Consider the following 22897-nt stretch of genomic DNA (forward strand, 5'->3'; position numbering starts at 1 on the left):
TCTTCCCCCGGCCACAGCGCCCCTCCCCATCCCGAACGAGCGGCACCTTCGAGCAATGTGATTGCTCGAACGGCACCCTCGTTCGCGGAGGGGTGGGCCGGTCGCGCGAGCAGGGCGGCGACGGCGTCGCGAGGGTCGCGTCGGTCAGGCGCGGACCGGGGTGCGGCCTCTGAGGCGCGCGCCGAGGCGGCAGGCCAGGTACGCGGCGAAGCCGATCGCGGCGACGAAGCCGGAGATCGGCAGGTCGGTCGCCAGCGACAGGAACGTCCCACCCAGCAGGCTCACCTCGGCGATCACCACGGCCAGGACCATGGCCCGCACCGGGTTCGCCGTCAGGCGGTTCGCCGCCGCGCCCGGGACGATCATCACCGCCAGCACCAGGATCGCACCGACGATCGGGACGGCCAGTGCCGTCGTCAACCCGATCAGCACGGCGAACACCAGCGACAACGCCCGCACCGGCACCCCACGGGCGAGTGCGACGTCCGGGTCGGTGCTGGCGAACAGCAGCGGCCGGAACACGACGGCCAGCACGGCCAGTGCGACGACCGCGACCGTCCCCAGCAACCACAGGCTCGTCCCGTCCACGGACACGATCGAGCCGGTGAGCAGTCCGAACTTGTTGGACGCGCGCCCGTCGTAGAGCGAGAGCATCAGCACGCCCATACCCAGCCCGAATGCCAGGACGACGCCGATGACCGAGTCGCGCTCCCGTCGTCGAAGACCCAGGAGCCCGAAGACCACGCCGGCGGCCACGGCGCCCACCACCGACCCGACCCCGACCGGGATCGCCAGCAGCAGCGCACCCGCCGCACCGGTGAACGCCAGCTCGGACGTGCCGTGCACGGCGAACGACATCCCGCGGGACACGATCAGCGGCGTCAGCAGGCCGGCCAGCAGCCCGAGCACGGCGCAGGCGACGAGCGCGTTCTGGACGAACGTCGCCCCGAGGAGCTCGCCGATCACGTCCCGTGCCCCGGATGCACGTCGGGGTGCGACTCCTCGGCTCCGACGACGATCAGCCGGTTCCGCACGCGGACCACGTCGACCTCGGTGCGGTACAGCTCGGACAGCACCTCGGACGTCATCACCTCGCCGGGAGGCCCGATCCGGAAGCGGCCGTTCACCAGGTAGAGCACCCGGTCGACCATCGGCAGCACCGGGTTGATCTCGTGGGTCACGAACAGCACGGCCGTCTCCGACGAGCGGCGGCGGTCGTCGATCAGGTGCGTCACCATCCGCTGGTGGGCGAGGTCCAGGGACAGCAGCGGCTCGTCGCACAGCAGCACGGCCGGGTCCCCGACGAGCGCCTGCGCCACCCGCAGCCGTTGCTGCTCACCGCCGGACAGCCGCCCGACGGGGTAGTCGGCGTACTCGGTGCCGCCGACCTCCTCCAGGGCGCGCGCGACCCGGGAGCGTCGGTCCCGCCGTCCGGAGAGTCCGAGCCCGAAGCGGTGCCCGTCCAGCCCGAGCCCGACGAGATCGCGCCCGCGCAACGGCAGGTCGGGGTCGACGGGCTGCTGCTGGGGCACGTACCCGATCTCCGGGCTGCCCCGGCTCGGCGTGCGCCCTGCGACCCTGACCTCGCCCTCGGACAGCGGGAGCAGACCGAGCAGGACGCGCATCAGCGTCGTCTTCCCGGAGCCGTTCGGCCCGAGCACGGCGACGAACTCGCCGGGGGCGACGTCGAGGTCGAGCCCGCTCCACAGCGTGCGCTCGCCGAACGACAGCCCGGCACCGCGCAGCGACAACGCGGCCCGCCGCGCGGCGCCCGGGACGCCGGCCGCCCGTTCGGTCTCCGTGCTCACGGCTCCCAGCATGTCAGCGTCGATCCAGAGCCGACGACAGGCGGTCGATCTGGGCACCCATCCATGCGGTGTAGTCGGTCGTCCCGGCCGGCAGCGTCTCGGTCACGTCGACGATCGGGACGCCGTTCTGGGTCGCGGCCTGCTTGACCTGGTCGGTCGTCGGGGACTGGGTCTGCGCGTTCAGCACGAGCGCGCCCACCTTCGGCTGTGCGGTGAACACGGCGAGCGTCTGCTGCAGCACGGCGGCGGGCGGGTCGTTGCCCTCCTCGACGGCCTCGCTGAACGCCTCCGGCGTCACGTCCTTCAACGATGCGGTCTCGAGCAGGTAGTCCGGGACCGGTTCGGTCACGGCGACCGTCGCGCCGGGGTGCGCCTTCCCGATCGCGGCCGCCTTCGTGGACAGCTGGGCCACGCCGGCGTCGAACCGCTGCGCGTTCGCGGTGTAGGTGGCGGCACCGGCCGGGTCGGCCTTGCCGAGCTCGGTCGCGACGGACTGCGCGACCTTCTGCACGGTCGGCAGCGAGTACCAGACGTGCTCGTTGAACTCGCCGTGGTCGTGGCCGTCCCCCTCGCTGTGCCCCGCCTCCTCGGCCGGCTGCAGCCCCGAGACCGTCACCGCGTCCACGACGGGTGCCTGGTTGCCGGACGCGTCGACGAGTTTCGTCATGAAGTCGTCGTAGCCGCCACCGTTGCGCAGCAGGAGCTTCGCGTTCTCCACCGATGCGGCGTCGGTCGGCGTCGACTCGTACTCGTGCGGGTCCTTGTCCGGGCTGTTGATGATCGACTTCACCTCGACACGGTCGCCGCCGACGGCCTGCGCGACCGAGCCCCAGACGTCGGTCGACGCCACGACCTGCAGCTTTGCCGCCGCGGCGGCATCGGTCGGTGCGGGATCGGACGATCCGCACGCGGCGAGACCGAGGGTGAGCGCGGCGGTCCCGGCGAGAAGACCGGCCGTGCGGGTGGTGGATCGAGCCATGTGCGGGTGCTCCGTATCAAGACGTTCGCATGCTTTTATCGATAACCGTTGTCAATTCACTCTACAGCGCACGGGGTGACCGTGGACCGGTCGACTTCCTCACAACACGTGGCGCCGTTAACGTTCGGGGAATGACCGGGTCCCCACACGTCCGCCGACCGGCGACGCTGGCCTCGTTGGCGGCGGAGCTGGGCGTCTCGCGGACCACGGTCTCGAACGCCTACAACCGTCCGGACCAGCTCTCGGCTCCGCTCCGGGAGCGCGTGCTGGAGGCGGCCCGCCGTCTCGGTTACCCGGGCCCCGACCCGGTCGCGCGCTCACTGCGCACCCGACGCGCCGGCGCCGTCGGGCTGCTGCTGACCGAGGCGCTCAGCTACGCGTTCCGCGACCCCGGCGCCACCGGCTTCCTCGAGGGACTGGCCCTGGCCTGCGAGAAGGCGGGCACCGGCCTGCTGCTCGTGCCGGTCAGCCCGGAACACTCCGAGGTCGACGCCGTGTACCAGGCCGGGGTCGACGGGTTCGTCGTCTACTCGGTCAGCGAGGACGACCCGCACTTCCAGGCCGTTCTGCAGCGGCCGCTGCCGACCGTCGTCTGCGACCAGCCGACCGGCATCGCAGGCGTGGACCGCGTCGGGGTCGACGACCGCGCTGGCATGCAGACGCTCGGCCGGCACCTCGTGGAGCTCGGGCACCGGCGGGTCGGCGTGCTGTGCATGCGCCTCGGTGGGCAGCGCCACGACGGGCCCGCGGACGAGCTGCGTCAGAAGAACTCCAGCTACAGCGTGCAGCGCGAGCGACTGGCCGGCCTGCGCGACGCGTTCGCCGAGGCCGGCGTGGCGTGGTCGGACATCCCGGTCTTCGAGCGGTTCGAGCACACGACGGACGCCGGAGCGGCCGGTACGGCCCAGATGCTGGAGGCGCATCCGGACATCACGGCGCTGGTCTGCACGTCGGACATCCTCGCCGTCGGTGCGCTGGGCGAGGCCCGCGAACGCGGGATCCGGGTCCCCGAGGACCTCAGCGTCGCCGGGTTCGACGGCATCCCGGAGGCCGACCGGCTCGGCCTGACCACGGTCCGCCAGCCGTTCCGGGAGAAGGGCAGGGAGGCGGGCCGGCTGCTGCTCGAGCGCGGCGACCGGAACACGCCCGAGCACCTCACGCTGCCGACCGAGCTCGTCCCGGGGACGACGTGCCGGGAGCTGCGCCAGTCCGGGGAGTTCTTCTCCGGATGGTGACGCCCGCGGCCCTGACTCACCCCGCGACCCCGACCGACCCCGCGACCCTCCCCGACCCCGCCGCGCGATCGACCGGCTCCGTGACCGCGCTCCGCCGCTACCCGGTGAAGTCCTGTCGCGGCCACGACGTCGACCGGGCGCGCGTGGAGCGGGCCGGGCTGGACGGCGACCGGCGCTGGATGCTCGCCCACCCGGACGGATCGATGGCGACGGCGCGGACGCTGCACGGCCTGGTGCTCGTCGTCCCGGTCCCCGGACCCGACGGGCTGTCCCTGAGCGCTCCCGGGATGGAGCCGATCCACGTGCCACTCCCGCACCCTTCGGGAGGGCTCATGGACGTCCGGGTCCACGCGTGGGACACGGCCGGGGTCCGCGCGGGAGTCGAGGCAGACGAGTGGTTCTCGCAGGTCGCCGGCACTCCACTGCGCCTGCTGTACCTCGAGGACCCGGGACGCCGCCGTCCGAACCCCGAGTACAGCGAGCCCGACGACCGGGTCTCCTTCGCCGACGGGTTCCCGCTGCTCCTCACGACGGAGGAGTCGCTGGCCGCGCTGAACGCGCACATCGCGGACGGCCGCAACGCGCACGAGGGACCGATGCCGATGACGCGGTTCCGGCCGAACGTCGTCGTGTCCGGGTTCCCGGCGTGGGCCGAGGACGGGTGGCAGCGGATCCGGATCGGTGACGCCGGGTTCCGCGTCGCCCGCGGCTGTGCTCGCTGCGTGCTGACGACCGTCGACCCGGACACGTCTGCGACGGGCCGTGAGCCGCTGGCCACGCTCGCGCGGCACCGTCGGTGGGACCAGAAGGTCTGGTTCGGTCAGAACCTGATCCCCGACGACCCGGGCGTGACGATCGGCGTCGACGACCCGGTCGAGGTGGTCGACGCGTGAACCGGGCTGCCGTCCTGGCCGCCGGCACCGCCGGTCTGGGAGCCGCCGTCGCGGCCTACCTGCACGCGAACACGACCGGTCTCGAGAAGGCGATGGCCGGGGTCGTCGCGGCCGGGTTCCGCGAGAAGCGGGCCACCGTCGGTGGTGCGACCCTGGCCTACGCCGAGGGACCCGCGAACGGCCCGCGCGTCGTCCTGCTGCACGGGCAGACCGGAACCTGGGAGGACCACGTGCGCGTGCTGCCGCGGCTGGCAGCCGACCATCACGTGTTCGTCGTCGACGTCCCCGGTCACGGTGGCTCCGACCGGCTCCGGGCCGCGGACTACACGAACGGGCGGGTCGCGGCGACACTCGCCGGGTTCGTCGACGATGTCGTGGGCGGGCCGGTGCTGCTGTCCGGGCACTCCTCGGGCGGCGTGCTCGCCATGACGATCGCCGCGGAACGGCCGGAGCTCGTCGGCGGGCTGCTGCTGGAGGACCCGCCGCTGTTCTCCTCGGAGATGCCGCGGCTGCTGGACACGACCGGCGGGTTCCCGCTCGTCCTCGCCGAGCGGTTCCTCGCCGAGGGCGGGCCGGGCGAGTTCGCGCGCTACGTCGTCGAGCACGGCCGGTACTTCGAGTTCTTCGGGCCCCTCGAGGAGCCGATCCGCCGGTACGCGCTGCGGTGGATGGCCGCGCACCCCGGCGAGCCGCTGCGGATCGCCTTCCTGCCCACACAGGTCAACGTCCTGTTCCAGGGGCTCGTGCACTACGACCCGGCGTTCGGTGCCGCGTGGGTGCGCGAGACCGGGGGCTGGTACTCCGACACCGACACCGAGGCGACGCTGCGCGCCGTGGCGGCGCCGACCACTGTGATCCACACCAACTTCGTGGAGGCGCTGCGCGGCACCGCGTACGGCAGCGACGGCATCCTGAAGGCCGCCATGGACTCCGACGACCTGGCGCGCGCCGTCGCGCTGTTGCCCTCCGGCACCGACGTCGTCCAGCTGCGGTGCGGGCACCTCGTCCACTTCGAGCGGCCCGACGAGTTCGTGGCGTCGCTGCGCGCGCTGGCGGCCCGGTCCCGGTCCTGAGGTCCGGTCCGGCGCGCCAGGGTTCTCCGGGGCCACGGGCCACGGCCCTCGGCGTCAGGTGATCATGGAACGCGCAGCGCGGAGAACCGGGTCAGCACCCCGGCGAGATCCTCCGGGCTCGCGACCCGGAACCGGGCGGCCGTGTCGCCGTCGCCGACCTTGATCCCGACGTCGTCGGCGCCCAGCACGCGGAACGCGGTCTCGTCGGTCACGTCGTCGCCGGCGAACAGCACGGCGTCCACGCCGAGATGACGGCGCAGCGCGTCCACCGCCGAGCCCTTCGACGTCTCCAGCACGGCCAGGTCGATGACGTCCTTGCCCTCGGTCGCGTCGACGCCGTCCCGTCGGGCCGGTCCTCCCCGAACGCGGTCCAGGAGCGCTGTGCCGACGCCGTCGTCGACGCCGCGGACGTGCACCGCCGCCCCGCCGGGCTTCAGCTCCAGACGGGCGCCGGGAGCGTCGTCCACCAGGGTCCGCAGTTCCTCGATCAGCGTCTCCCGCGCGGCGGTCTGCTCCGACGTGAGGAGGCTGCCGCGTCCCAGCGCGGCGCCCAGCTCGGAGTCGTACTCGGCGCCGTGGCTGCCGACCAGACGCACCGGCGGACCGAACCCGGAGACGGCCGCGAGATCGTCGCGACCCCGGCCGGACAGCATCACGACGTCCACGCCGTCCGCCGCGGCCAGCGCGCGCACCGCGTCCGCCGACTCCGGGAGCGGGCGCGACGCCGACGGGTCGTCGACGAGTGGGGCCAGCACGCCGTCGAAATCCAGGGCGACGAGCAGCCGCGGCACTCGCGCGATCCGGTCCAGTGCCGCGTCGAGGTCGGCGTTCACTCGGACGGCACCGGCACGCCGAGGGCCTCCAGGAAGGAGCGGGCCCATCGGTCCACGTCGTGGCTCATGACCTGCGCCCGCAGGCTGCGCATCCGTTTGCCGCGTTCCTCGTCGTTCATCGTCAGCGCGGCGAACAGCGCTTCCTTGACGCCGTCCGTGTCGTGCGGGTTCACCAGGAGCGCGCTGGTCAGCTCGATCGCCGCACCGGTGAACTCGGACAGCACGAGCGCGCCGCTCTCGTCGAACCGGCAGGCGACGTACTCCTTGGCCACCAGGTTCATACCGTCGCGCAGCGGCGTGACGAGCATGACGTCGGCGGCCAGGTAGAACGCGGCCAGCTCCTCGCGCGGCAGCGACTGGTGCAGGTAGTGCACGGCCGGATGGCCGACGCGCGCGTACTCGCCGTTGATCCGCCCGACGGAGAGCTCGATCTGGTCGCGCATGTGCCGGTAGTGCTCGACGCGCTCCCGGCTCGGCGTCGCGAGCTGGATCATCACCGCGTCGTCGATCGTGATCCGCTCCTCGGAGAGGAGCTCGTGGAACGCGCGCAGGCGGACGTCGATGCCCTTGGTGTAGTCGAGCCGGTCCACGCCCAGGATGATCCGGCGCGGGTTGCCGAGCTCCGCGCGCAGCTCCGCGGCACGCTTGACGGTCGTGTCCGCGCGGGCCAGCGCGTCGAGCTTCGACGAGTCGATGGAGATCGGGAACGCGCCCAGCCGGACCGTCCGGCTCCCGACCCGCAGGGTGTCCGGCTCGCGCCCGTCGGACGCCCCGGCCAGCTCGGAGGCGAGCCACTGGAAGTTCCGCACGCCGCCCTCGGTGTGGAAGCCGATCACGTCGGCGCCGAGCAGGCCCTCCATGACGCGTGTCCGCCACGGGAGCTGGCGGAACAGCTCGACCGGCGGGAACGGGATGTGCAGGAAGAAGCCGATCCGCAGGTCCGGGCGCAGCTCGCGCAGCATCCCCGGCACGAGCTGCAGCTGGTAGTCCTGGATCCAGACCACGCCGCCCTGCGCCGCCACCTTCGCGGTCTCCTCGGCGAAGCGCTGGTTGACCCGCGTGTAGGCCCGCCACCAGTGCCGATGGAACGCCGGGGTGGCGACGACGTCGTGGTAGAGCGGCCAGAGCGTCGCGTTCGAGAAGCCCTCGTAGTAGTCGGCGATCTCGTCGGCGGACAGCCGCACCGGGTGCAGCGTGAGCCCGTCCTCGACGAGCGGTTCGACGTCCGTGTCCGGCACCCCCGGCCAGCCGACCCACGCGCCCTCCCTGGACCGCAGCGTCGGCTCCAGCGCCGTGACGAGACCACCCGGGCTGCGCTTCCAGCGGGTGCTGCCGTCGGGCAGCTGTTCGAGGTCGACCGGGAGGCGGTTGGCCACCACCACGAGGTCGGCTTCGGCGGCCATGTCCATCCTCCGGTGCTCGGGCGGTCGGTCGGCGCCGAGCCTACGTGGACTCGGGGGCCGCGGCCTGTGGATCGGGGTTCGTCTCGGTCGGGGTCTCGGCGTCGGTGCGACGGGGGCGGGTCACGAACTCGCCGAGCGCGACGCCCGCGGCCAGCGCGAGACCCGTCGCCAGCGCGAGCGTGACCGTCACCAGCCCTTCGGCGACACCTTCGACGGCCAGCTGGTAGAAGCCGCGGTAGGCGGCGAGACCGGGCAGCAGCGGTGTGACGCCGGCCAGCGTGATGACCATCGGCGGCGTGTTCCCGCCGCGCCGCAGCAGGCCCGCCGCGAGCCCGACGACGACGGCCGCGACACCCGTCGACGTGATCGGCCCGACGTCGGTGAACAGCGTCAGCGTCCCGTACACGGCCCAGCTCGCGGCTCCGACCGCGCCGGCCACCGGCAGCGACTTCAACGGCGCGTAGCCGGCCAACGCGTAGAACGCCGCCGACATCGCGCCGGAGACGACGGACAGCGTGAACTGCCCGGCACTGGACGGGAGGTCGCCGGACACCTCGATCGACACCCCGACCGCGAAGCCGAACTTCAGGCCGATGACGACGCCGGTCAGCAGGCCCGCGGACAGCAGCGCGATCTCGACGATCCGCGCCGACGACGTCAGGTAGTAGCTCGACAACGCGTCCTGCACGGTGCTGACCACGGACAACCCGGAGAGCAGCACGGTGATGCCCGCGGCGACGATGAACGACGGTCGCGTGCCCACCGGGAACAGGCCCAACGCGATCAGGCCGATCGTCGACACCGTCACCAGCAGCCCGCCGAGCGTCTGCTGGAAGAACGACGCGACGCCGTAGCGGTTGAGGAACCGCCCGATGCGGTCGATCAGCGCCGTGGTGACGAACGCGGCCGCCGCCGTGATGGCCCCGCCGCCGAGCAGCAGGGCGATGGACGCGGCCAGGCCGGCCCAGCCGACCGTCGCGACCCAGCGCGGGTACGGGTGCCGCTGCTTGATCACGTCGGAGACGAGCGACGCCGCCTTCCGGACGTCGATCTTGCCGGCCTCCAGGTCCGCGACGATCCGGTCGGTCGTCGCCAGTCGGCTGAGGTCGAGCGTGCGGTAGCGGACCAGGCGCATCGACGTGACGGGCTGCGCCGCGTTCCCGCGGTGGCAGCACATCGTGATGCTGGTGAACGTGATGTCGACGTCGACGGCGGGGAGGCCGGCCGCGTTGGCCAGCCGCAGCATCGTCGCGGTCACCTCGTCGACGCTCTCGCCGGACGACAGCAGGATCTCGCCGACGCGCATGCAGACGTCGAGCACCTGCTGGACCTGCGCGTCGTCCGGGACCTGGGGGCCCAGGACGAGCATCGGCACGGTCGATGGCCCGGGCGTGAGGAGCCGCTTCGCGTCCCGGCGCAGCGCTCCACGCAACCGTCTGCTGAACCGGTCTGCAGGGTGCACGGTGTCGTCGGCCATCTCACCTCCCGCTGGTCTGGCCGAGCACCACGTTACGGCCCGGTCACATCCCCCACAGCGGTACCGGGGTACTCGTCTGTGTGCGCGGAAACCGCTGGTGAACGGCGGTGTACGGTCGGGCCGTGGCGAACGCTGACGCGACCGACCGTGCCCGGCGCGCCCGATCCCTGCGCATCACCGGGGTGATCGGACTGCTCGCGGCCGTCCTGTTCTTCTTCGCGGCCGGGTGGATCCCGGCCGTCGCGCTCGTCGTCCTGTCGGCGGGGAACCTGCTTGCCGCAGGACCTGTGGCGTCGACGGGTGTGGCTCCCGACTGGGCGCGAGCGCTGATCATCATCGGTGGGGTGGGGTTCGTGGTGTCGATCATCGTCACGACGATCATGCTCATGAACGCTTCGCCGTGAACCCGATACCTCGGTGCCGGCCGTCACTCCTGGGCACTACGCTGGCCGGACGCGCGGCAGTGTCCGCGACGCCGGTGTAGCTCAGTGGTAGAGCAACCGCCTTGTAAGCGGTAGGTCGTCGGTTCGATCCCGACCTCCGGCTCTCCGGCCCTCTGACCAGGGACGATAGTGCGTTTCTTGCTCAGAATCCCCAACCGGTAGGTCTGTAGACCTACCGCCTTGACGGTCGGCGGTGCCTCGTCTGTGCGCTGTCCAGTAGGGCAGTGCTCGACTGCACTACCCCTGAGCTACCCCGGCCCGGGAACCCGCAGGTTTCGCGGACGGCATGGTCTAGATAGAGGGGATGCACAACGCATCCCGGCGTGAGACTCCCTCGCGCTCCACTGCCGAGTTACGGTGTTCTCGCGATCGAACGTTCTGCGGCAGGACTGACCACTCCGCCGTAGGTGATCGTGCAAGGAACGCGTCGACCCGATGTCGTCGTGACCGTCCTGAGGAGCTACCCCGGCGCCGAAGGAAGGGTCGACGTTGAGTCCGCGAAGTAATCGCTCCTGGTCTGATCTGGCATGGCACCTAGTTGAGCACTACCACATGCCCGTCTGGATCACTGTCTGGCTGGCGCTCATCCTCGCCACCGTTGTCCTTGCGCTTGCTTCTACGCAGTCCCTCATCTCGGGTGCGGTCGCCGGGGGCGTCGTGGCCAGTAGTGCTCCTATAGCCCGCGCAGTCAGAAGTGCTCTGCGAAGGCGCTCCCCGGGCGCGCCCGATGAACCACCGCAGTGATCGTGGGCAGCGAGTCAGGAGCCGAACCATCGTTCCCGTCGTGCTCGGTTCTCTCGGATGCTCTCCCGCATACTCCGGATCTCGGCGTCCCTCCGACGGGCCGCCTCTTCGACCATGAGCCTCATGCCCTCGGTCGTGAGTTTCTGCCGGTCGGTCAGGAGACCCTTCCAGACCAGGGAGCGGAGCACAGCGACGCTATGAGGGCCAGTGTCGCCATCGTGGATGGCATGGAGGGTCCGGCGTTCGGAGAACGTGAGGGGCACGGAACCGAGGCTAGCTAGCCTCCGGTGACGATGGAACGGATCGTGTTGCGATGCCAGCCCGTGACCGCAGTCCTGGCAGCAGCATGGAGAATAGCGTGCACGAGAAATCTATGGTGCCGAAACATTCGAGACCCAATATGCACCAACAGCGTTAACTCGCGATCAGCTGGATCAGCTAGAAGAAGCTAGCCGGATTATAGAGCCGCCGCCTCCGGGGCGCGCCCAGCCGTAGGCGCACGGGGCCGGGCCGGGCGGCGGTCGGGCGCTCGGTGAGCGCGAACTGGGCCACCTCGGCGCGGGGATCAGATCGTAGTGCGTCCTCACCTTCCGGCGAGTGCCTACCGCGACCCGCAGGTACCGGAGTCGCTGGTTGAGGTCGCCGCGGGCTGTTACGTCTCAGGCGCCCCTACTCGAAGTAGTCTTCGTCGAGTTTGACGACGGAGTACATCTGGACGGTCTGCACCCCGACGCCGTGTCTAATCATGAGGGTGGTCAGCCGTTCGCCGTCGATTAGAATGATACTGGCATTGACCGACTGCGCGTACGCCGTCGCGTCTCGGGTGAAGTTGCTCGTGGTGATGAAGACGCCCTGGTTTGCCTGGTGACCGTGGAGAGCGCCAACGAATCCCTGTACTTCGGGTCGGCCGACTGAGTTGCCAGCGGCATAGCGCTTAGCCTGGACGTAAATGCGAGCGAGGCCAAGGGCGTCTTGGTCGATGACGCCATCGACTCCGCCGTCCCCGCTACCGCCGATCCGACGGGCGCGTTGTTCGACCCCGCCGTACCCCATGGCGACAAGGACATCGAGCACCGATTGCTCGAGAAACTCAGGGTTGGCCGACCGGAGGCGTTCGAGTAGCTGAGCTGCGACCTCGGTATGGACTCGGTTGATTCCGTCATCGATCTGCTCGATGGGGTCGAGGTCGTCGTGCCTCACAGCGACTGCGGTAGGCAAGTCTGGCGCCGTGCCGGAGCGTCGTGCGGGAACGTGGTCTCGGTACGCGGGTACCTGGCGAAGATGGTGCTCGGCCAGGACGGTCGGGTGGTCGGCAAGGAGCTGCTCACCGAGGGCCGTGATGACGTAAGAGCCGCGCCTGGGTCGCTCGAGCGCGTTGGCGCGAGTCAGGGACGAGACGGCCCAGTTGATCCGGTTGCGGAAGCGGAGTTGGCCTGAGTCGATCGTTTCGCTGCGCTGCTCGTCACTGAGGCCGACATGATCAGCGACGTAGTCCTGTAGATCTCGAGCTTGGCGGGTGGAACCGTCGCTGAGTACACGCAGGACCGGAACGAGAAAGCCGTCCCAGGTCGGCATCGCACTAATCCGTCGCTCTGCACTCACCGACAGGAGACTAGATCCCCTCCCGAGGCGGCCCACTACGGGGCAGTGGGCGTGGAGCGGGTGGAGGGCTTGTCGATGCCGACAACGGTGGCGTCGCCGAACGTGAGACGCAACTCATGGCATAGATAGCCGCGAGTTCACGACGCGCACATCCGGACCGATAACCAAATTGACCTCGCGCGCCAGGATTGTGTGCCCACTCGTCTGGCCCTGTCCGGCGTCGTCGCACCGACTTACCGTCGGTAGGGGACGGCACAGGGGGTTCGTGTGGCGCAGCGCCGATACGACCATGAGCAATGGGCACGGCAGCAGGCGAAGGCGGCGGAGCGCGAGCAGCGCGCGGCGGTCGCGGCGGACAAGGCCGCTGAGCGCGAGCGGAAGCAAGCCGACGCCGCCGCCGGCAAGCAGCGCGCCCAGGAGCTGAACGGTGCGACCGCGGCGATCATCGAACGCCTCGAATCCATCCTGGTCCGCGGACTGGCGCGTCCTTCCCGGCTGGACCTGACGACGTTGCTGCGTCGTGATCGGCTCGCACCGCTTGATCTGGGTTCGCGGGATCGGCCCGATCCCCGTCCTCAGTGGGAGGACTACGCGCCACAGGAGCCCGCCGCGATCAGCGCGCTGTTCGGCGGACGCGGGCGTCACGAACGACGCGTCGAGCAGGCCACCGCCGAGTTCCACGACGCCGTCGCGGAACACGAGAGAGCTGAGGCGCTTCGACAACAGTGGGTGCGCGAGGCACGCGCGCGCCACCAGGGGACCGTCGAGCAGCACGCCGCCGAGGTAGCGGAGCACAACGCGAAGATCGGATCGCTGCAGGCGGGCCTCGTGGAGCGTGACCGGGCCAGCGTCGAGACTTACCTCGAGGAGGTACTGGCCCGCACGGTGCTACCGGACGACGTCCCGCACCGGGCGGAGGTCGCGTACTCGCCGCTGGGAGAGCAGGCGGTAGTCCGATTCGAGCTACCGCCGGTCGACGTCGTTCCGGCGACGGCGAACCACACGTTCGTCGGGACGACAGGTGAGATCCGGGAGAAGAAGCGACCCGACGCCGAGTTCCGGCGTCTCTATCGCTCTGTCGTCAGTCAGATCGCTCTGTTGTATATGCGCGATCTGCTTGACGCCGACGCCGCGTTGCAGAACGTCGAGCTGAGCGGGCACGTGCATGCTGTTGATCCGGCTACCGGGCACCGCGGTTACCCGTGCCTAATCAGCTTTGCTGTGGACCGCGAGCGGTACGAGACACTCAACCTCCGCGACGTCACGCCGGCCGCGTGCCTCACGCACCTGAACGCGCTGGTGTCGGCCCATCCACACGCAGTCGAGGCTGTGACCCCGGTCCGCGACTTCGATCTCGCTCGGTACTCGTTCGTCGAGAGTGTCGACGTCGTCGCGGGCCTTGACTCGCGCACCGACCTCACCCAGATGACGCCGACGGAGTTCGAGCACTTCGTACGGCAGCTGTTCGAGGCCCGCGGTCTCGAGGGTTGGACGACAGACCGGGTCGGCGATGATGGTGTCGACGCCGTCGTCCTCAACCGCGACCCGATCGTCGGCGGCCTGACGATCGTGCAGGCGAAGAAGTACACGCGGGTACTGGGCGTCCAGCACATCCGCGAGCTGGTCGGCGCAATGGACGAGAAGCGAGCCGGCCGCGGCATTCTGGTCACGACCTCATGGTTCGCGTCCGGCTGCTGGACGAAAGCAACCGAGAACGGCCGAGTCGAGCTCATCGATGGCCCGCGGCTCCGGTGGCTGTGCCAGGAGCATCTCGGTAGAGATGTGCTCGTGGCGACGCCCGTCGGCCGGGCCACCGTGTGGAGCCCGCCCGCGACCTCGTAACGATCGACCGCAGAGCCGCTCTCGACATGCTGGGTCCGTTCGAGAGGCTGTGGAATCAACCGTGGTGCGAACGACCGGCGTCTGCGGAGGTTCACGGCAACTGTGGATGCCATCCGGCACACAGTCGGCGCTGGTTGTGGCCCTGGTTATCGCCGGCCGCCCGCCTTGTAAGCGGTAGGTCGTCGGTTCGATCCCGACCTCCGGCTCCAGTTCTGAGCGGCATTCTTGCGATGGCGATGATCGCCCACCGCACGGACGTGACACCGTTCTCTGGTCGTCCAGCGCGTCCCGGACGGCTGCGCCGCGTCGGCCGGCTCGACCCTCTGGCGACCGCGGAATCAGGTGGTGGCCGCAGGGCCGGGGCGGGCGTGGTCGCCGGTCGCCCGATCAGTGTTCGTGGACGATCACGCCGCGCAGGTTCTCGCCGGCGATCAGGTCGTCGTAGCCCTGGTTGACCTTGTCGAGGGTGTAGGTGCGGGTTATCAGCCCGTCGAGCTGCAGGTCCCCGAGCCGGTAGAGCCCGAGCAGGCGGGGGATGTCGGCGGTGGGGTTGCAGTCGCCGAACAGGCTGCCCCGGATCGTCTTCTTCCACAGCGTCGCTTGCGTACCGGATAGCTCGATGGTCCTGGTGTCGAACTCGCCGAGCGCGACCAGCACGACGACGCCGGCCTTGCCGATCGCGTCGAACGCATCGGACACGACCTCGGAGGTCGTCTTTCCGACGGTCACGATCGCCTTCGCAGCGCCCACCCCGCGGGTCAGTGATCTCGCCAGCTCCCTGGCCTCGTCGCCTGTGCGGACCGCATGGGTGGCGCCGAACTGGAGGGCGGCCTGCCGTTTTCCTGCGACCGGGTCGACCGCGATCACGTGTACCGCGCCGGCGTGTCGGGCGCCCTGCACGGCGTTCAGCCCGATGCCACCCGTTCCGTAGACGATGACGGTCTCGCCGGCGCGGACGTCCGCGGCGTTGACCGCGGCACCCCAGCCGGTCGTGACACCGCATCCGACCAGCGCGGCCTTGTCGAGTGGGAGGTCGTCGTCGATGCGGACCGCGGAGGTTTCGTGGATGACGCCGTACTGGCTGAAGGTGCCGAGCATGCACATCGCGCCGTAACGCCCGGCGGGCCCGGACAGGGGCCAGCGCTGGCCGGGCAGGAAGCCGCGCATGATGTTCTCGCCCATGTCGCAGATCGCCTGCTGGCCGGTGGCGCACCAGTGGCAGTGCCCGCAGCTGGGGATGAACGAACAGACGATGTGGTCGCCGGGGCTCACGCGCGTCACGCCGGGCCCGACGTCCTCGACCACACCGGAGCCCTCGTGGCCGAGCACGAGCGGGAGCCAGCCGGCCAGGTCACCCTGCATCACGTGCAGGTCCGAGTGGCAGAGCCCGGCGTGGGTGTAGCGGACGAGCACCTCGCCCTCGCCGGGTCCGGCGACGTCGAGCTCGACGAGGTCGAGCGGCTTACCCGCCTCGTGGATCACGGCCGCGGTGGTCTTCATCGATCCTCTTCCCAATCCTTCGGAACCGTTCGTCGCAGCGCGGGGAGCGCTACCGGCCACGGTCGGCTGCGTTCTTCATCGGCCCCTGAAGACCGCTGTCCGCTTCTCGGTGAACGCCGCTCGGCCTTCCGCGTAGTCGGCGGTCCGGGCATGCGACTGCTGCAGTCCGGCCTCCAGGTCGAGCTGCTCGGCCAATCGAGCCTGGGCCGCGGCGGTCAGTGCGTACTTCATGTTCCCGACAGCCACGGTCGGGCCAGATGCCAGGCGTCGGGCGAGATCGGCTGCCGCGTCGTGGAGTTCACGGCCGGGGTGCACGGAGTTGACCAGGCCCCACTGTTCCGCTGTCGGCGCTGGGAGCTTCTCTCCGAGCATGCAGAGGGCGTTCGCACGGGCCAGGCCGACACGCTCGGCGAGGAATGCCGTGGCCCCGGCGTCGGGCATCACCCCGATCCGGACGAACGCGAGCAGCAGGTACGCGTCGTCGGATGCCAGTACCAGGTCGCACGCGAGAGCGAGGGAGACACCCAGGCCGGCGCACGCGCCGTGCACGGCGGCCACGAACGGCTTCTGGCTGCTGCGGATCTGCAGGATCACCGGGTTGTAGATCGTCCTCAGCCATGACGAGAGGTCCGGGTCACCGTCGCGCGTCGTGTCCCGGGGCACGGTCACGTCCGCCCCGGAGCTGAACGCTTTGCCGGCCCCGGTCACGAGTACCGAGCGGACCGACGAGTCCTCGTCGGCCCGCCGAACGGCAGCCAGCAGCTCCCGGCCCATGTCCGGGGTCCACGCGTTGAGCGCCTGCGGGCGGTTCAGCTCGATATGGGCGACCGCGGCGGCGACGGTGTAGCGGACGTCCGACATGGCTCCTCCAGCTCGACACGGTCCTGCGGTGACCGCTCGAATCCTTGCCCAGACCGGGGAGCGATCTTCGCGTCAGATCCGGACGATCGACGCGGCGTGTGTGCCGATCTGACACGAACCGTGTTCATGTCGTCACGGGCGTAGCCGGCGTTGGACGAGAGAGCGCCGGGACGTGCGGCCGGTGCGACCGTTTCAGAAGGTGGTGTTCTCCAGGTCGACGCCCCCGGCTCGCAGTTTCCGGTAGAACGTCGATCGGGACACCCCGGCCAGCCGGGCGGCTTCGGTCTTGTTGCCGTTGCAGTCGGCGAGCGCGTTGAGCAGAGTGCTGATCTCCGCTCGCTCGAACCGGGAGAGCTGCCGTCGCGAGGCATCCGTGGCGAGCTCGGGCGGGATGTCCGAGAGCCGGATGGGGGCGACGGCCGGTCGGCCGGTCGTGATCCGCTCGATGACGCCTTCCAGCTCGCGGACGTTGCGAGGCCAGAGCAGCCGGGTCAGGAGCTGCGTGACTTCCGGGGTGAGGCGCCTGTGCCCGGCGAAATGACCGGCCAGCGCCGGGACGTCTTCGATCCGGTCCCGCAGTGGGGCGAGGACGACCTCGACGGCGTCGAGCTGTGGTGTCGAACCATCCCGGGGCTGAGTCCCGGTCACGCTCGTCACCAGGACTCGCCAGCCGCGGGCGACCGCGGTGCGGAGGAGCCCGCCGACCGGTTTGCGCTCGGACTCCGAGAGGAGATTGAGGTGCTGGAGCAGGAGAGTTCCGGGTTCGCCGGCGAGTGTCGTGCGTAATCCGTCGTACCAGGCGAGCAGGCCGTCGCTGTCGATGGCGGCGCAGTCGCGGGTGTGCAGCTCGCGTGGGGGGCCGGCCCGGTGGACCGAGCGGGCGAGGGCGGTCTTTCCCACCCCCTGCTCGCCGGTGATCAGTACGACGCTGTGCTCGGATGCTTCTCGGCAGGCCCGGAACGCTGAGCGCAGCCCGGCGCTGTCTCCGGCCAGCCCGGGTCGATGTTCGTCCGGTGGCGGCGCCGTCCGCCTCGCGCCTGCTGGTCGACCGCGACCGGACGGTCGGATCTGGAGCATCACGCCGAGGACTTCGCCGCCGTCGTGGATCGCGGTCATCGACGTGGCCAGGGTCTGGCCGTCGGCGAGTTGGAGCTCCTCGTCGACAGTGCCGGAGGTGTTCAGGGCCCGGCTGGCCCGTTCCCACAACAACGGCTGGTCGAATCCTTCGAGGAGCCGTCCGGCCCGCGGATCGGCGAGCATCAGCCGCTCGCTCACGACCACGATCCCGGCGGTCGAGCGGCGCGCGGCGAGGAAGTGCCGCAGCAGGGCCTGCTCGCGCGGGCCCTGCTGCTCGTACATGCTCTGCTCGATCTTCTCGGCAGTCTGTGTGGCGAGCAGGGTGATCAGCTTGTTGTCGTGATCGGCCGCGCAGGTGATGTCCAGGACCCCGATCATCCGGCGCGCGAGCGGGTCCCGGATCGGCACTCCGACACAGGTGAACTCGCCGAGGATGTCGGCGAAGTGCTCTCGCCCGTTGACCCGCACCACCCGACCGAGCTCGACGGCGGTGCCGAGGCCGTTCGTGCCGATGGCGTCCTCGGAGAAGACGTGTCCGCGATCGGCGGAGACCTTGTCCAACAGCTGCAGCATCTGGGGAGTGTCGGTCCAGCGCGCCAGGATGCGTGCCTCGTCGTCGGTCACCAGGAAGCCGAGTCCGAGGTCGCCCGAATTCGTCGTGAGGTGATGCAGCACGGGTTCGGCCGCGCGCAACAGCCGGCCGTCGGGGTTGACGTCGTCGGGCTGGTAGAGCGGGCTGAACGCGTCGGGCTGAATCGACAAGGTCACCGATCGGCGCCAGGACTGCAGGATGTCCGATCGGACCCCGCGGGGCTCTCCACCCTCGGACAGGAAGCGGTCACGGTTGCGCGCGAGTGCGTTGTCCAGTCTGTTGGACGGCATCGCGGACTCCTTCGTCCCGAATCCGAGGGTGACGGCACACGAGTGACCGCGAACGTAACGTCGTGTGTCGAAGCTCAACCGCGTCAATCTGACACGACGCACCCCCGCACAACGGCCCGTATCGCTACACGCCGGAGCTTGTGTCCGCCCTCACGATGGGCGCCGTTCGTAGCCGAGCGCAACGTCGACGATGAGGAGTGCGCCACATGGGACGGGTTGACGGCAAGGTCGCGCTGGTCACCGGAGCGGCCCGAGGGCAGGGACGGTCACACGCCCGCCGGCTCGCCGAGGAGGGCGCGGACATCATCGCGGTGGACGTCTGCCGCGATATCGAGACCGTCGAGTACGCGGGGGCCAGGCCGGAGGAGCTCAAGGAGACCGCGGCCCAGGTCGAGGCCCTCGACCGTCGCATCGTCACGCGCGAGGTGGACACGCGGGACTTCGCCGGTGTGCAGCAGGCGGTCCAGGACGGCGTGAGCGAGTTCGGGCGCATCGACATCGTGGTCGCCAACGCGGGCATCCTGACGATGGCACGGTGCTGGGAGATCACCGACGAGCAGTGGGACACGATCGTCGACGTCAACCTCAAGGGTGTCTGGCACGCCGCGAAGGCGGCGATCCCCACGATGATCGAGCAGGGCGACGGCGGGTCGATCATCATGACCAGCTCGATCGCCGGCCTCGGGCCGCTGCCCGGCATGGCCCACTACGGCGCGGCCAAGCACGGGGTCACCGGCCTGGCCCGGACCATGGCCAACGAGCTGGCGGAGTACAGCATCCGGGTCAACTCGGTGCACCCGACATCGGTGCACACGCCGATGATCGACAACGAGACCATCTACCGGGCGTTCCGGCCCGACCTGGACAACCCGACGCTCGAGGACGCCAAGGTCGGGTTCGCCACGCTGAACAAGCTGCCGATCCCGTGGGTGGAGCCGGTCGACATCAGCAACGCGGTGCTCTACCTCGCCTCGGACGAGGCCCGATACGTCACCGGCGTCCAGCTCCCGGTCGACGGTGGGTGGACCCAGCGCTGATCCCGACCGGGCGGGCGATCACCCAGCCCGGTATCCGACCTGACCGCTGCGACCACGACAGGGCCCGTTTGCTCGTCGGGGCCGTCCGCGGTGCGCCCGCGCGCGCTCGTGGCGCGCGGCACGGCACGCGACCAGCGGTGACCCCCGTCCGGACCGACGGCCACCGCGCGCTGGTCGCGACCACACATCACTGATTCGACCCATGCCCACTGAAGGAGAGTTGACCGTGAGCGACACGCAGAAGGCCGACCTCGACGCGCTCGTCATCGGCGCCGGATTCGCCGGCATCTACATGCTGCGCCGGCTGCGCGACGAGCTCGGCCTCGACGCCAAGGCCTACGACAGCGCACCGGGGGTCGGCGGCACGTGGTACTGGAACCGCTACCCCGGCGCGATGTCGGACACCGAGACGTACATCTACCGCTACTCCTGGGACAAGGAGATGCTCCAGGAGTGGGACTGGGACACCCGCTACCTGAACCAGCCCGACATCCTGCGCTACCTCGAGGCCGTCGTCGAACGGCACGACCTGGGCCGCGACATCGTGCTGAACACCAGCATCGACTCGACGGTCTACGACGATGCCCGCGGCATCTGGACCTGCACCACCCAGGACGGCACGACCATCACCGCGCGCTACCTCGTCACCGCGCTCGGCCTGCTGTCGCACAAGAACTACCCGGACATCAAGGGCCGTGACAGCTTCCAGGGCACGCTGGTCCACACCGGCGCCTGGCCCGCCGACCTCACCGTCGACGGCAAGCGCGTCGGCCTGATCGGCACCGGCTCGACCGGCTGCCAGGTCATCTGTGCCGCCTCGAAGACCGCCCAGCACCTGACGGTGTTCCAGCGTTCCGCGCAGTACAGCGTCCCGTCCGGCAACGGGCCGGTCGACCAGGACTACGTCGACCGGTGCCGGGCCGACTACGACCGGATCTTCGAGCAGGTCAAGACCTCGGCGGTCGGATTCGGATTCGACGAGAGCACCGTCCCGGCCATGAGCGTCTCCGAGGAGGAGCGCCAGCGCGTGTTCCAGGAGAACTGGGACATCGGCAACGGGTTCCGGTTCATGTTCGGCACGTTCGCCGACATCGCCACCAGCGAGGACGCGAACAAGGCGGCCTGCGACTTCATCCGCGCGAAGATCGACGAGATCGTCGACGACCCGGAGACCGCTCGCAAGCTCAAGCCGACCGAGTACTACGCCCGGCGTCCACTGTGCAACAAGGACTACTACGAGACGTTCAACCGGGACAACGTCACCCTGGTCAGCATCAGGGAGAACCCGATCACCGAGATCACGCCGAACGGCGTGCTCACCGAGGACGGCGTCGAGCACGAGCTCGACATCCTCGTCTTCGCGACCGGGTTCGAGGCGGTCGACGGCCAGTACACGCGGATGGACCTGCGCGGACGCGACGGGCTCACCATCCAGCAGCACTGGAAGGACGCGCCGACCAGCTACCTCGGCGTCGCCACGAACAGCTTCCCGAACATGTTCATGATCACCGGCCCGAACGGGCCGTTCTCGAACATCCCGCCCGCGATCGAGGTCCAGGTCGACTGGGTCTACGAGATCATCAAGCAGGCAGAGGCGGCCGGCGCACCCGTCATCGAGGCCGCGAAGGGCGCCGAGGACGGCTGGACCGAAACCTGCCGTGAGATCGCGTCCTACACCCTGTTCGACAAGTCGGACTCGTGGATCTTCGGGGCCAACATCCCCGGCAAGAGGCACGCGGTCCAGTTCTACATGGCCGGGCTCGGAGCGTACCGGCAGCTGCTGGCCGACGAGGCCGCGGCCGGGTTCCCGGCGTTCGGTCTGGACCGCGCCCCGGCGACGGTGGGCGTCTGACCATCGCGCACCAGCGGCGACACCGCGTGACGGGATCGGGGCGCGGCGGCACGGGCCGCCGCGCGCCCGGTCGAGTCGCCATGGCCCACCCGCGCATTCCCCTGACCGACCGGGCTCAGCAGCAGATCTGGAGACAACCTCATGAGCAACGACACGGCCGTACAACTCTGGGCGCTCGACGGCGCGAAGTTCACCCTCGACCGGGGACTGCTCGTGGTCGGAGGCTCCGGGCAGCTCAGCCTGCCGGTCCCGACCTACCTGATCCGACACCCCCGCGGCCTGGTCCTGTTCGACACCGGTCTCGCCCCCTCAGCGGTCACCGACCCGGAGGGCACCTACGGCGAGCTGGCCACGCTGCTCGGGCTGGAGTACACCGAGGACCTGCGCGTCGACCGCCAGATCGAGGCGGCCGGGTTCTCCCCGAACGACGTCACCCACGTGATCATCTCCCACTCGCACTTCGACCACACCGGCGGCATCTCGCTGTTCCCGAACGCCCGCTTCATCATCGGCGCACCGGACCTGCCCTACGCGTACTGGCCGATGCCGGCCGGTGCGGTGTTCTTCCGCTCCGCCGACATCGAGGCCGCGCGTGGCTTCAACTGGCGGCCGCTCACCGCGGACCTGGACCTGTTCGGTGACGGCGCCATCCGGATCTTCCAGATGCCGGGCCACACCCCGGGCAACACCTCGACCCTGGTCCGGTTGCAGGACCGACACGTGATGCTCACCGGCGACACGGTGCACGTCCCCGAGGCCATCACGGCCGAGCTGCCGATGCCGTCGGACTACAGCACCCTCGACGCCGTCCACTCGATCCGGCGGATGAAGGACATCGCCCACGCCCACGACGCCGAGATCATCATCCAGCACGACTTCGACCACTGGAACCGGCTACGAGAGATCGCGAAGGTCAGCGGCTGATGGCCGTCCTCGTCCAGTACCACTGCCCGGACTGCGGCCAGGACTCCGATCGCTGGGTGAGCACGCCCGCGCCGGCACGGGCGGACTGCAGCCGATGTGCGGGCCCCGCCCGTCGCCGGTTCGGCGGAGCACTCCTGCGCGGAGCCCAGCGCTCGGCGACGGCGACGGCGACGGCGACGGGGCAGCACGACCACGCGTGCCTGCCTGACGTGCCGGGAACATGCACCCTCGTTCCGACCGCCGCCCGGATGCTCGCCGCCCGCGCCCGCGGCGACACACGAGCGATGGACCAGGAGGCCGCCCGCCAGACCCGGGCGATCGCCGACGGGACCCTGGACCCGACGGGCTCCCTGAAGACGATGTACTCCGGCGGGCCGGCTGCAGCAGACTGAACCACGCCGGCGCATGCACGACGCGCCGCGGCCCGATCAC

20 protein-coding genes and 1 tRNA gene are annotated in these 22897 nt (G+C 70.2%); 10 read left to right on the forward strand and 11 right to left on the reverse strand.

Going from position 1 to position 22897, the window contains the following annotated elements; genetic code table 11:
* Positions 1–144 precede the first annotated feature (144 nt).
* From EV378_RS19565 to EV378_RS19575, 3 genes are read right to left on the reverse strand one after another with little or no spacing between them, the layout of a single operon-like run.
* Positions 145–966, reverse strand: a complete 822-nt coding sequence (locus EV378_RS19565) for a metal ABC transporter permease (protein ID WP_132428411.1) — start codon at positions 964–966, stop codon at positions 145–147.
* Positions 963–1820, reverse strand: coding sequence for a metal ABC transporter ATP-binding protein (locus EV378_RS19570; protein ID WP_132428413.1), 858 nt, complete (start codon positions 1818–1820; stop codon positions 963–965). The genes EV378_RS19565 and EV378_RS19570 overlap by 4 nt, the downstream gene beginning before the upstream one ends.
* A gap of 1 nt (position 1821) precedes the next feature.
* Positions 1822–2787: a metal ABC transporter solute-binding protein, Zn/Mn family gene (locus tag EV378_RS19575; protein ID WP_132428415.1), complete on the reverse strand. Its 966-nt coding sequence runs from the start codon at positions 2785–2787 to the stop codon at positions 1822–1824.
* A gap of 131 nt (positions 2788–2918) precedes the next feature.
* Here EV378_RS19575 and EV378_RS19580 point away from each other — a divergent pair, with 131 nt between their 5' ends.
* The 3 genes from EV378_RS19580 to EV378_RS19590 all read left to right on the forward strand — a co-directional run bounded on the left by EV378_RS19580 (position 2919) and on the right by EV378_RS19590 (position 5988).
* Positions 2919–4022 carry a LacI family DNA-binding transcriptional regulator gene (locus tag EV378_RS19580; RefSeq protein ID WP_132428417.1) on the forward strand — a complete coding sequence of 368 codons (1104 nt, stop codon included), beginning with the start codon at positions 2919–2921 and terminating at the stop codon, positions 4020–4022.
* Positions 4023–4102: 80 nt separating this feature from the next.
* Complete coding sequence (locus tag EV378_RS19585; protein ID WP_243653655.1) at positions 4103–4915, forward strand: MOSC domain-containing protein; 813 nt, start codon at positions 4103–4105, stop codon at positions 4913–4915.
* Positions 4912–5988, forward strand: a complete 1077-nt coding sequence (locus tag EV378_RS19590) for an alpha/beta fold hydrolase (RefSeq protein WP_132428421.1) — start codon at positions 4912–4914, stop codon at positions 5986–5988. Before EV378_RS19585 ends, EV378_RS19590 begins: the two co-directional genes overlap by 4 nt.
* A 62-nt stretch (positions 5989–6050) precedes the next feature.
* Here EV378_RS19590 and otsB read toward each other — a convergent pair whose 3' ends face one another.
* Genes otsB through EV378_RS19605 form a run of 3 tightly spaced genes read right to left on the reverse strand, consistent with a single transcriptional unit; the run spans position 6051 to position 9701 of the window.
* Positions 6051–6821: a trehalose-phosphatase gene (gene otsB / locus EV378_RS19595; RefSeq protein ID WP_243653656.1), complete on the reverse strand. Its 771-nt coding sequence runs from the start codon at positions 6819–6821 to the stop codon at positions 6051–6053.
* A complete protein-coding gene (locus tag EV378_RS19600) occupies positions 6818–8224 on the reverse strand; it encodes an alpha,alpha-trehalose-phosphate synthase (UDP-forming) (protein ID WP_243653657.1) in 1407 nt (468 codons plus the stop codon). Before EV378_RS19600 ends, otsB begins: the two co-directional genes overlap by 4 nt.
* Before the next feature lie 40 nt (positions 8225–8264).
* Positions 8265–9701 (reverse strand): threonine/serine exporter family protein, encoded by a 1437-nt coding sequence (locus EV378_RS19605; RefSeq protein WP_132428427.1) that lies wholly within the window; start codon positions 9699–9701, stop codon positions 8265–8267.
* Between the two features lie 122 nt (positions 9702–9823).
* Here EV378_RS19605 and EV378_RS19610 point away from each other — a divergent pair, with 122 nt between their 5' ends.
* Together EV378_RS19610 and EV378_RS19615 are read left to right on the forward strand one after the other, a co-directional pair.
* A complete protein-coding gene (locus EV378_RS19610) occupies positions 9824–10105 on the forward strand; it encodes a hypothetical protein (RefSeq protein ID WP_132428429.1) in 282 nt (93 codons plus the stop codon).
* Positions 10106–10175: 70 nt separating this feature from the next.
* Positions 10176–10247, forward strand: a tRNA-Thr gene (locus EV378_RS19615).
* Between the two features lie 655 nt (positions 10248–10902).
* On the opposite strand, the gene EV378_RS19620 is transcribed toward EV378_RS19615, so the two are convergent.
* Both EV378_RS19620 and EV378_RS19625 read right to left on the reverse strand, forming a co-directional pair.
* Positions 10903–11151 (reverse strand): hypothetical protein, encoded by a 249-nt coding sequence (locus EV378_RS19620; protein WP_132428431.1) that lies wholly within the window; start codon positions 11149–11151, stop codon positions 10903–10905.
* Between the two features lie 406 nt (positions 11152–11557).
* Complete coding sequence (locus EV378_RS19625; protein WP_132428433.1) at positions 11558–12463, reverse strand: restriction endonuclease; 906 nt, start codon at positions 12461–12463, stop codon at positions 11558–11560.
* A gap of 294 nt (positions 12464–12757) precedes the next feature.
* Between EV378_RS19625 and EV378_RS19630 the strand changes: the two genes are divergently transcribed.
* On the forward strand, positions 12758–14332 hold the full coding sequence (locus tag EV378_RS19630; RefSeq protein WP_132428435.1) for a restriction endonuclease: 1575 nt from the start codon (positions 12758–12760) through the stop codon (positions 14330–14332).
* A gap of 387 nt (positions 14333–14719) precedes the next feature.
* Here EV378_RS19630 and EV378_RS19640 read toward each other — a convergent pair whose 3' ends face one another.
* The 3 genes from EV378_RS19640 to EV378_RS19650 form a co-directional block, all read right to left on the reverse strand.
* Positions 14720–15832, reverse strand: a complete 1113-nt coding sequence (locus EV378_RS19640; RefSeq protein WP_132432417.1) for a Zn-dependent alcohol dehydrogenase — start codon at positions 15830–15832, stop codon at positions 14720–14722.
* Between the two features lie 75 nt (positions 15833–15907).
* Complete coding sequence (locus EV378_RS19645) at positions 15908–16693, reverse strand: enoyl-CoA hydratase-related protein (protein ID WP_132428437.1); 786 nt, start codon at positions 16691–16693, stop codon at positions 15908–15910.
* Between the two features lie 192 nt (positions 16694–16885).
* Positions 16886–18652 carry a sigma-54-dependent Fis family transcriptional regulator gene (locus tag EV378_RS19650; RefSeq protein ID WP_132428439.1) on the reverse strand — a complete coding sequence of 589 codons (1767 nt, stop codon included), beginning with the start codon at positions 18650–18652 and terminating at the stop codon, positions 16886–16888.
* Positions 18653–18858: 206 nt separating this feature from the next.
* Here EV378_RS19650 and EV378_RS19655 point away from each other — a divergent pair, with 206 nt between their 5' ends.
* The 4 genes from EV378_RS19655 (at position 18859) to EV378_RS19670 (ending at position 22857) form a co-directional block, all read left to right on the forward strand.
* On the forward strand, positions 18859–19689 hold the full coding sequence (locus EV378_RS19655; RefSeq protein WP_132428441.1) for a mycofactocin-coupled SDR family oxidoreductase: 831 nt from the start codon (positions 18859–18861) through the stop codon (positions 19687–19689).
* 226 nt (positions 19690–19915) lie between these two features.
* Entirely contained in the window at positions 19916–21541 is a 1626-nt protein-coding gene (locus tag EV378_RS19660; protein WP_132428443.1) for a flavin-containing monooxygenase, read from the forward strand.
* Positions 21542–21682: 141 nt separating this feature from the next.
* The gene (locus EV378_RS19665) at positions 21683–22465 is read left to right on the forward strand and encodes an N-acyl homoserine lactonase family protein (RefSeq protein WP_132428445.1); all 783 of its coding nucleotides are present in this window, start codon (positions 21683–21685) and stop codon (positions 22463–22465) included.
* Complete coding sequence (locus tag EV378_RS19670; protein WP_132428447.1) at positions 22465–22857, forward strand: zinc ribbon domain-containing protein; 393 nt, start codon at positions 22465–22467, stop codon at positions 22855–22857. The genes EV378_RS19665 and EV378_RS19670 overlap by 1 nt, the downstream gene beginning before the upstream one ends.
* Positions 22858–22897 lie beyond the last annotated feature (40 nt).

Origin of the sequence: Pseudonocardia endophytica (assembly GCF_004339565.1) — a bacterium.
Taxonomy (GTDB): domain Bacteria; phylum Actinomycetota; class Actinomycetes; order Mycobacteriales; family Pseudonocardiaceae; genus Pseudonocardia; species Pseudonocardia endophytica.

Coding starts and splice junctions, on each gene's coding strand:
- EV378_RS19605 (WP_132428427.1), bottom strand. CDS start 9,701: ATGGCCGACGACACCGTGCACCCTGCAGACCGGTTCAGCAGACGGTTG.
- EV378_RS19580 (WP_132428417.1), top strand. CDS start 2,919: ATGACCGGGTCCCCACACGTCCGCCGACCGGCGACGCTGGCCTCGTTG.
- EV378_RS19600 (WP_243653657.1), bottom strand. CDS start 8,224: ATGGCCGCCGAAGCCGACCTCGTGGTGGTGGCCAACCGCCTCCCGGTC.
- EV378_RS19640 (WP_132432417.1), bottom strand. CDS start 15,832: ATGAAGACCACCGCGGCCGTGATCCACGAGGCGGGTAAGCCGCTCGAC.
- EV378_RS19625 (WP_132428433.1), bottom strand. CDS start 12,463: ATGCCGACCTGGGACGGCTTTCTCGTTCCGGTCCTGCGTGTACTCAGC.
- EV378_RS19655 (WP_132428441.1), top strand. CDS start 18,859: ATGGGACGGGTTGACGGCAAGGTCGCGCTGGTCACCGGAGCGGCCCGA.
- EV378_RS19670 (WP_132428447.1), top strand. CDS start 22,465: ATGGCCGTCCTCGTCCAGTACCACTGCCCGGACTGCGGCCAGGACTCC.
- EV378_RS19570 (WP_132428413.1), bottom strand. CDS start 1,820: ATGCTGGGAGCCGTGAGCACGGAGACCGAACGGGCGGCCGGCGTCCCG.
- EV378_RS19665 (WP_132428445.1), top strand. CDS start 21,683: ATGAGCAACGACACGGCCGTACAACTCTGGGCGCTCGACGGCGCGAAG.
- EV378_RS19645 (WP_132428437.1), bottom strand. CDS start 16,693: ATGTCGGACGTCCGCTACACCGTCGCCGCCGCGGTCGCCCATATCGAG.
- EV378_RS19650 (WP_132428439.1), bottom strand. CDS start 18,652: ATGCCGTCCAACAGACTGGACAACGCACTCGCGCGCAACCGTGACCGC.
- EV378_RS19575 (WP_132428415.1), bottom strand. CDS start 2,787: ATGGCTCGATCCACCACCCGCACGGCCGGTCTTCTCGCCGGGACCGCC.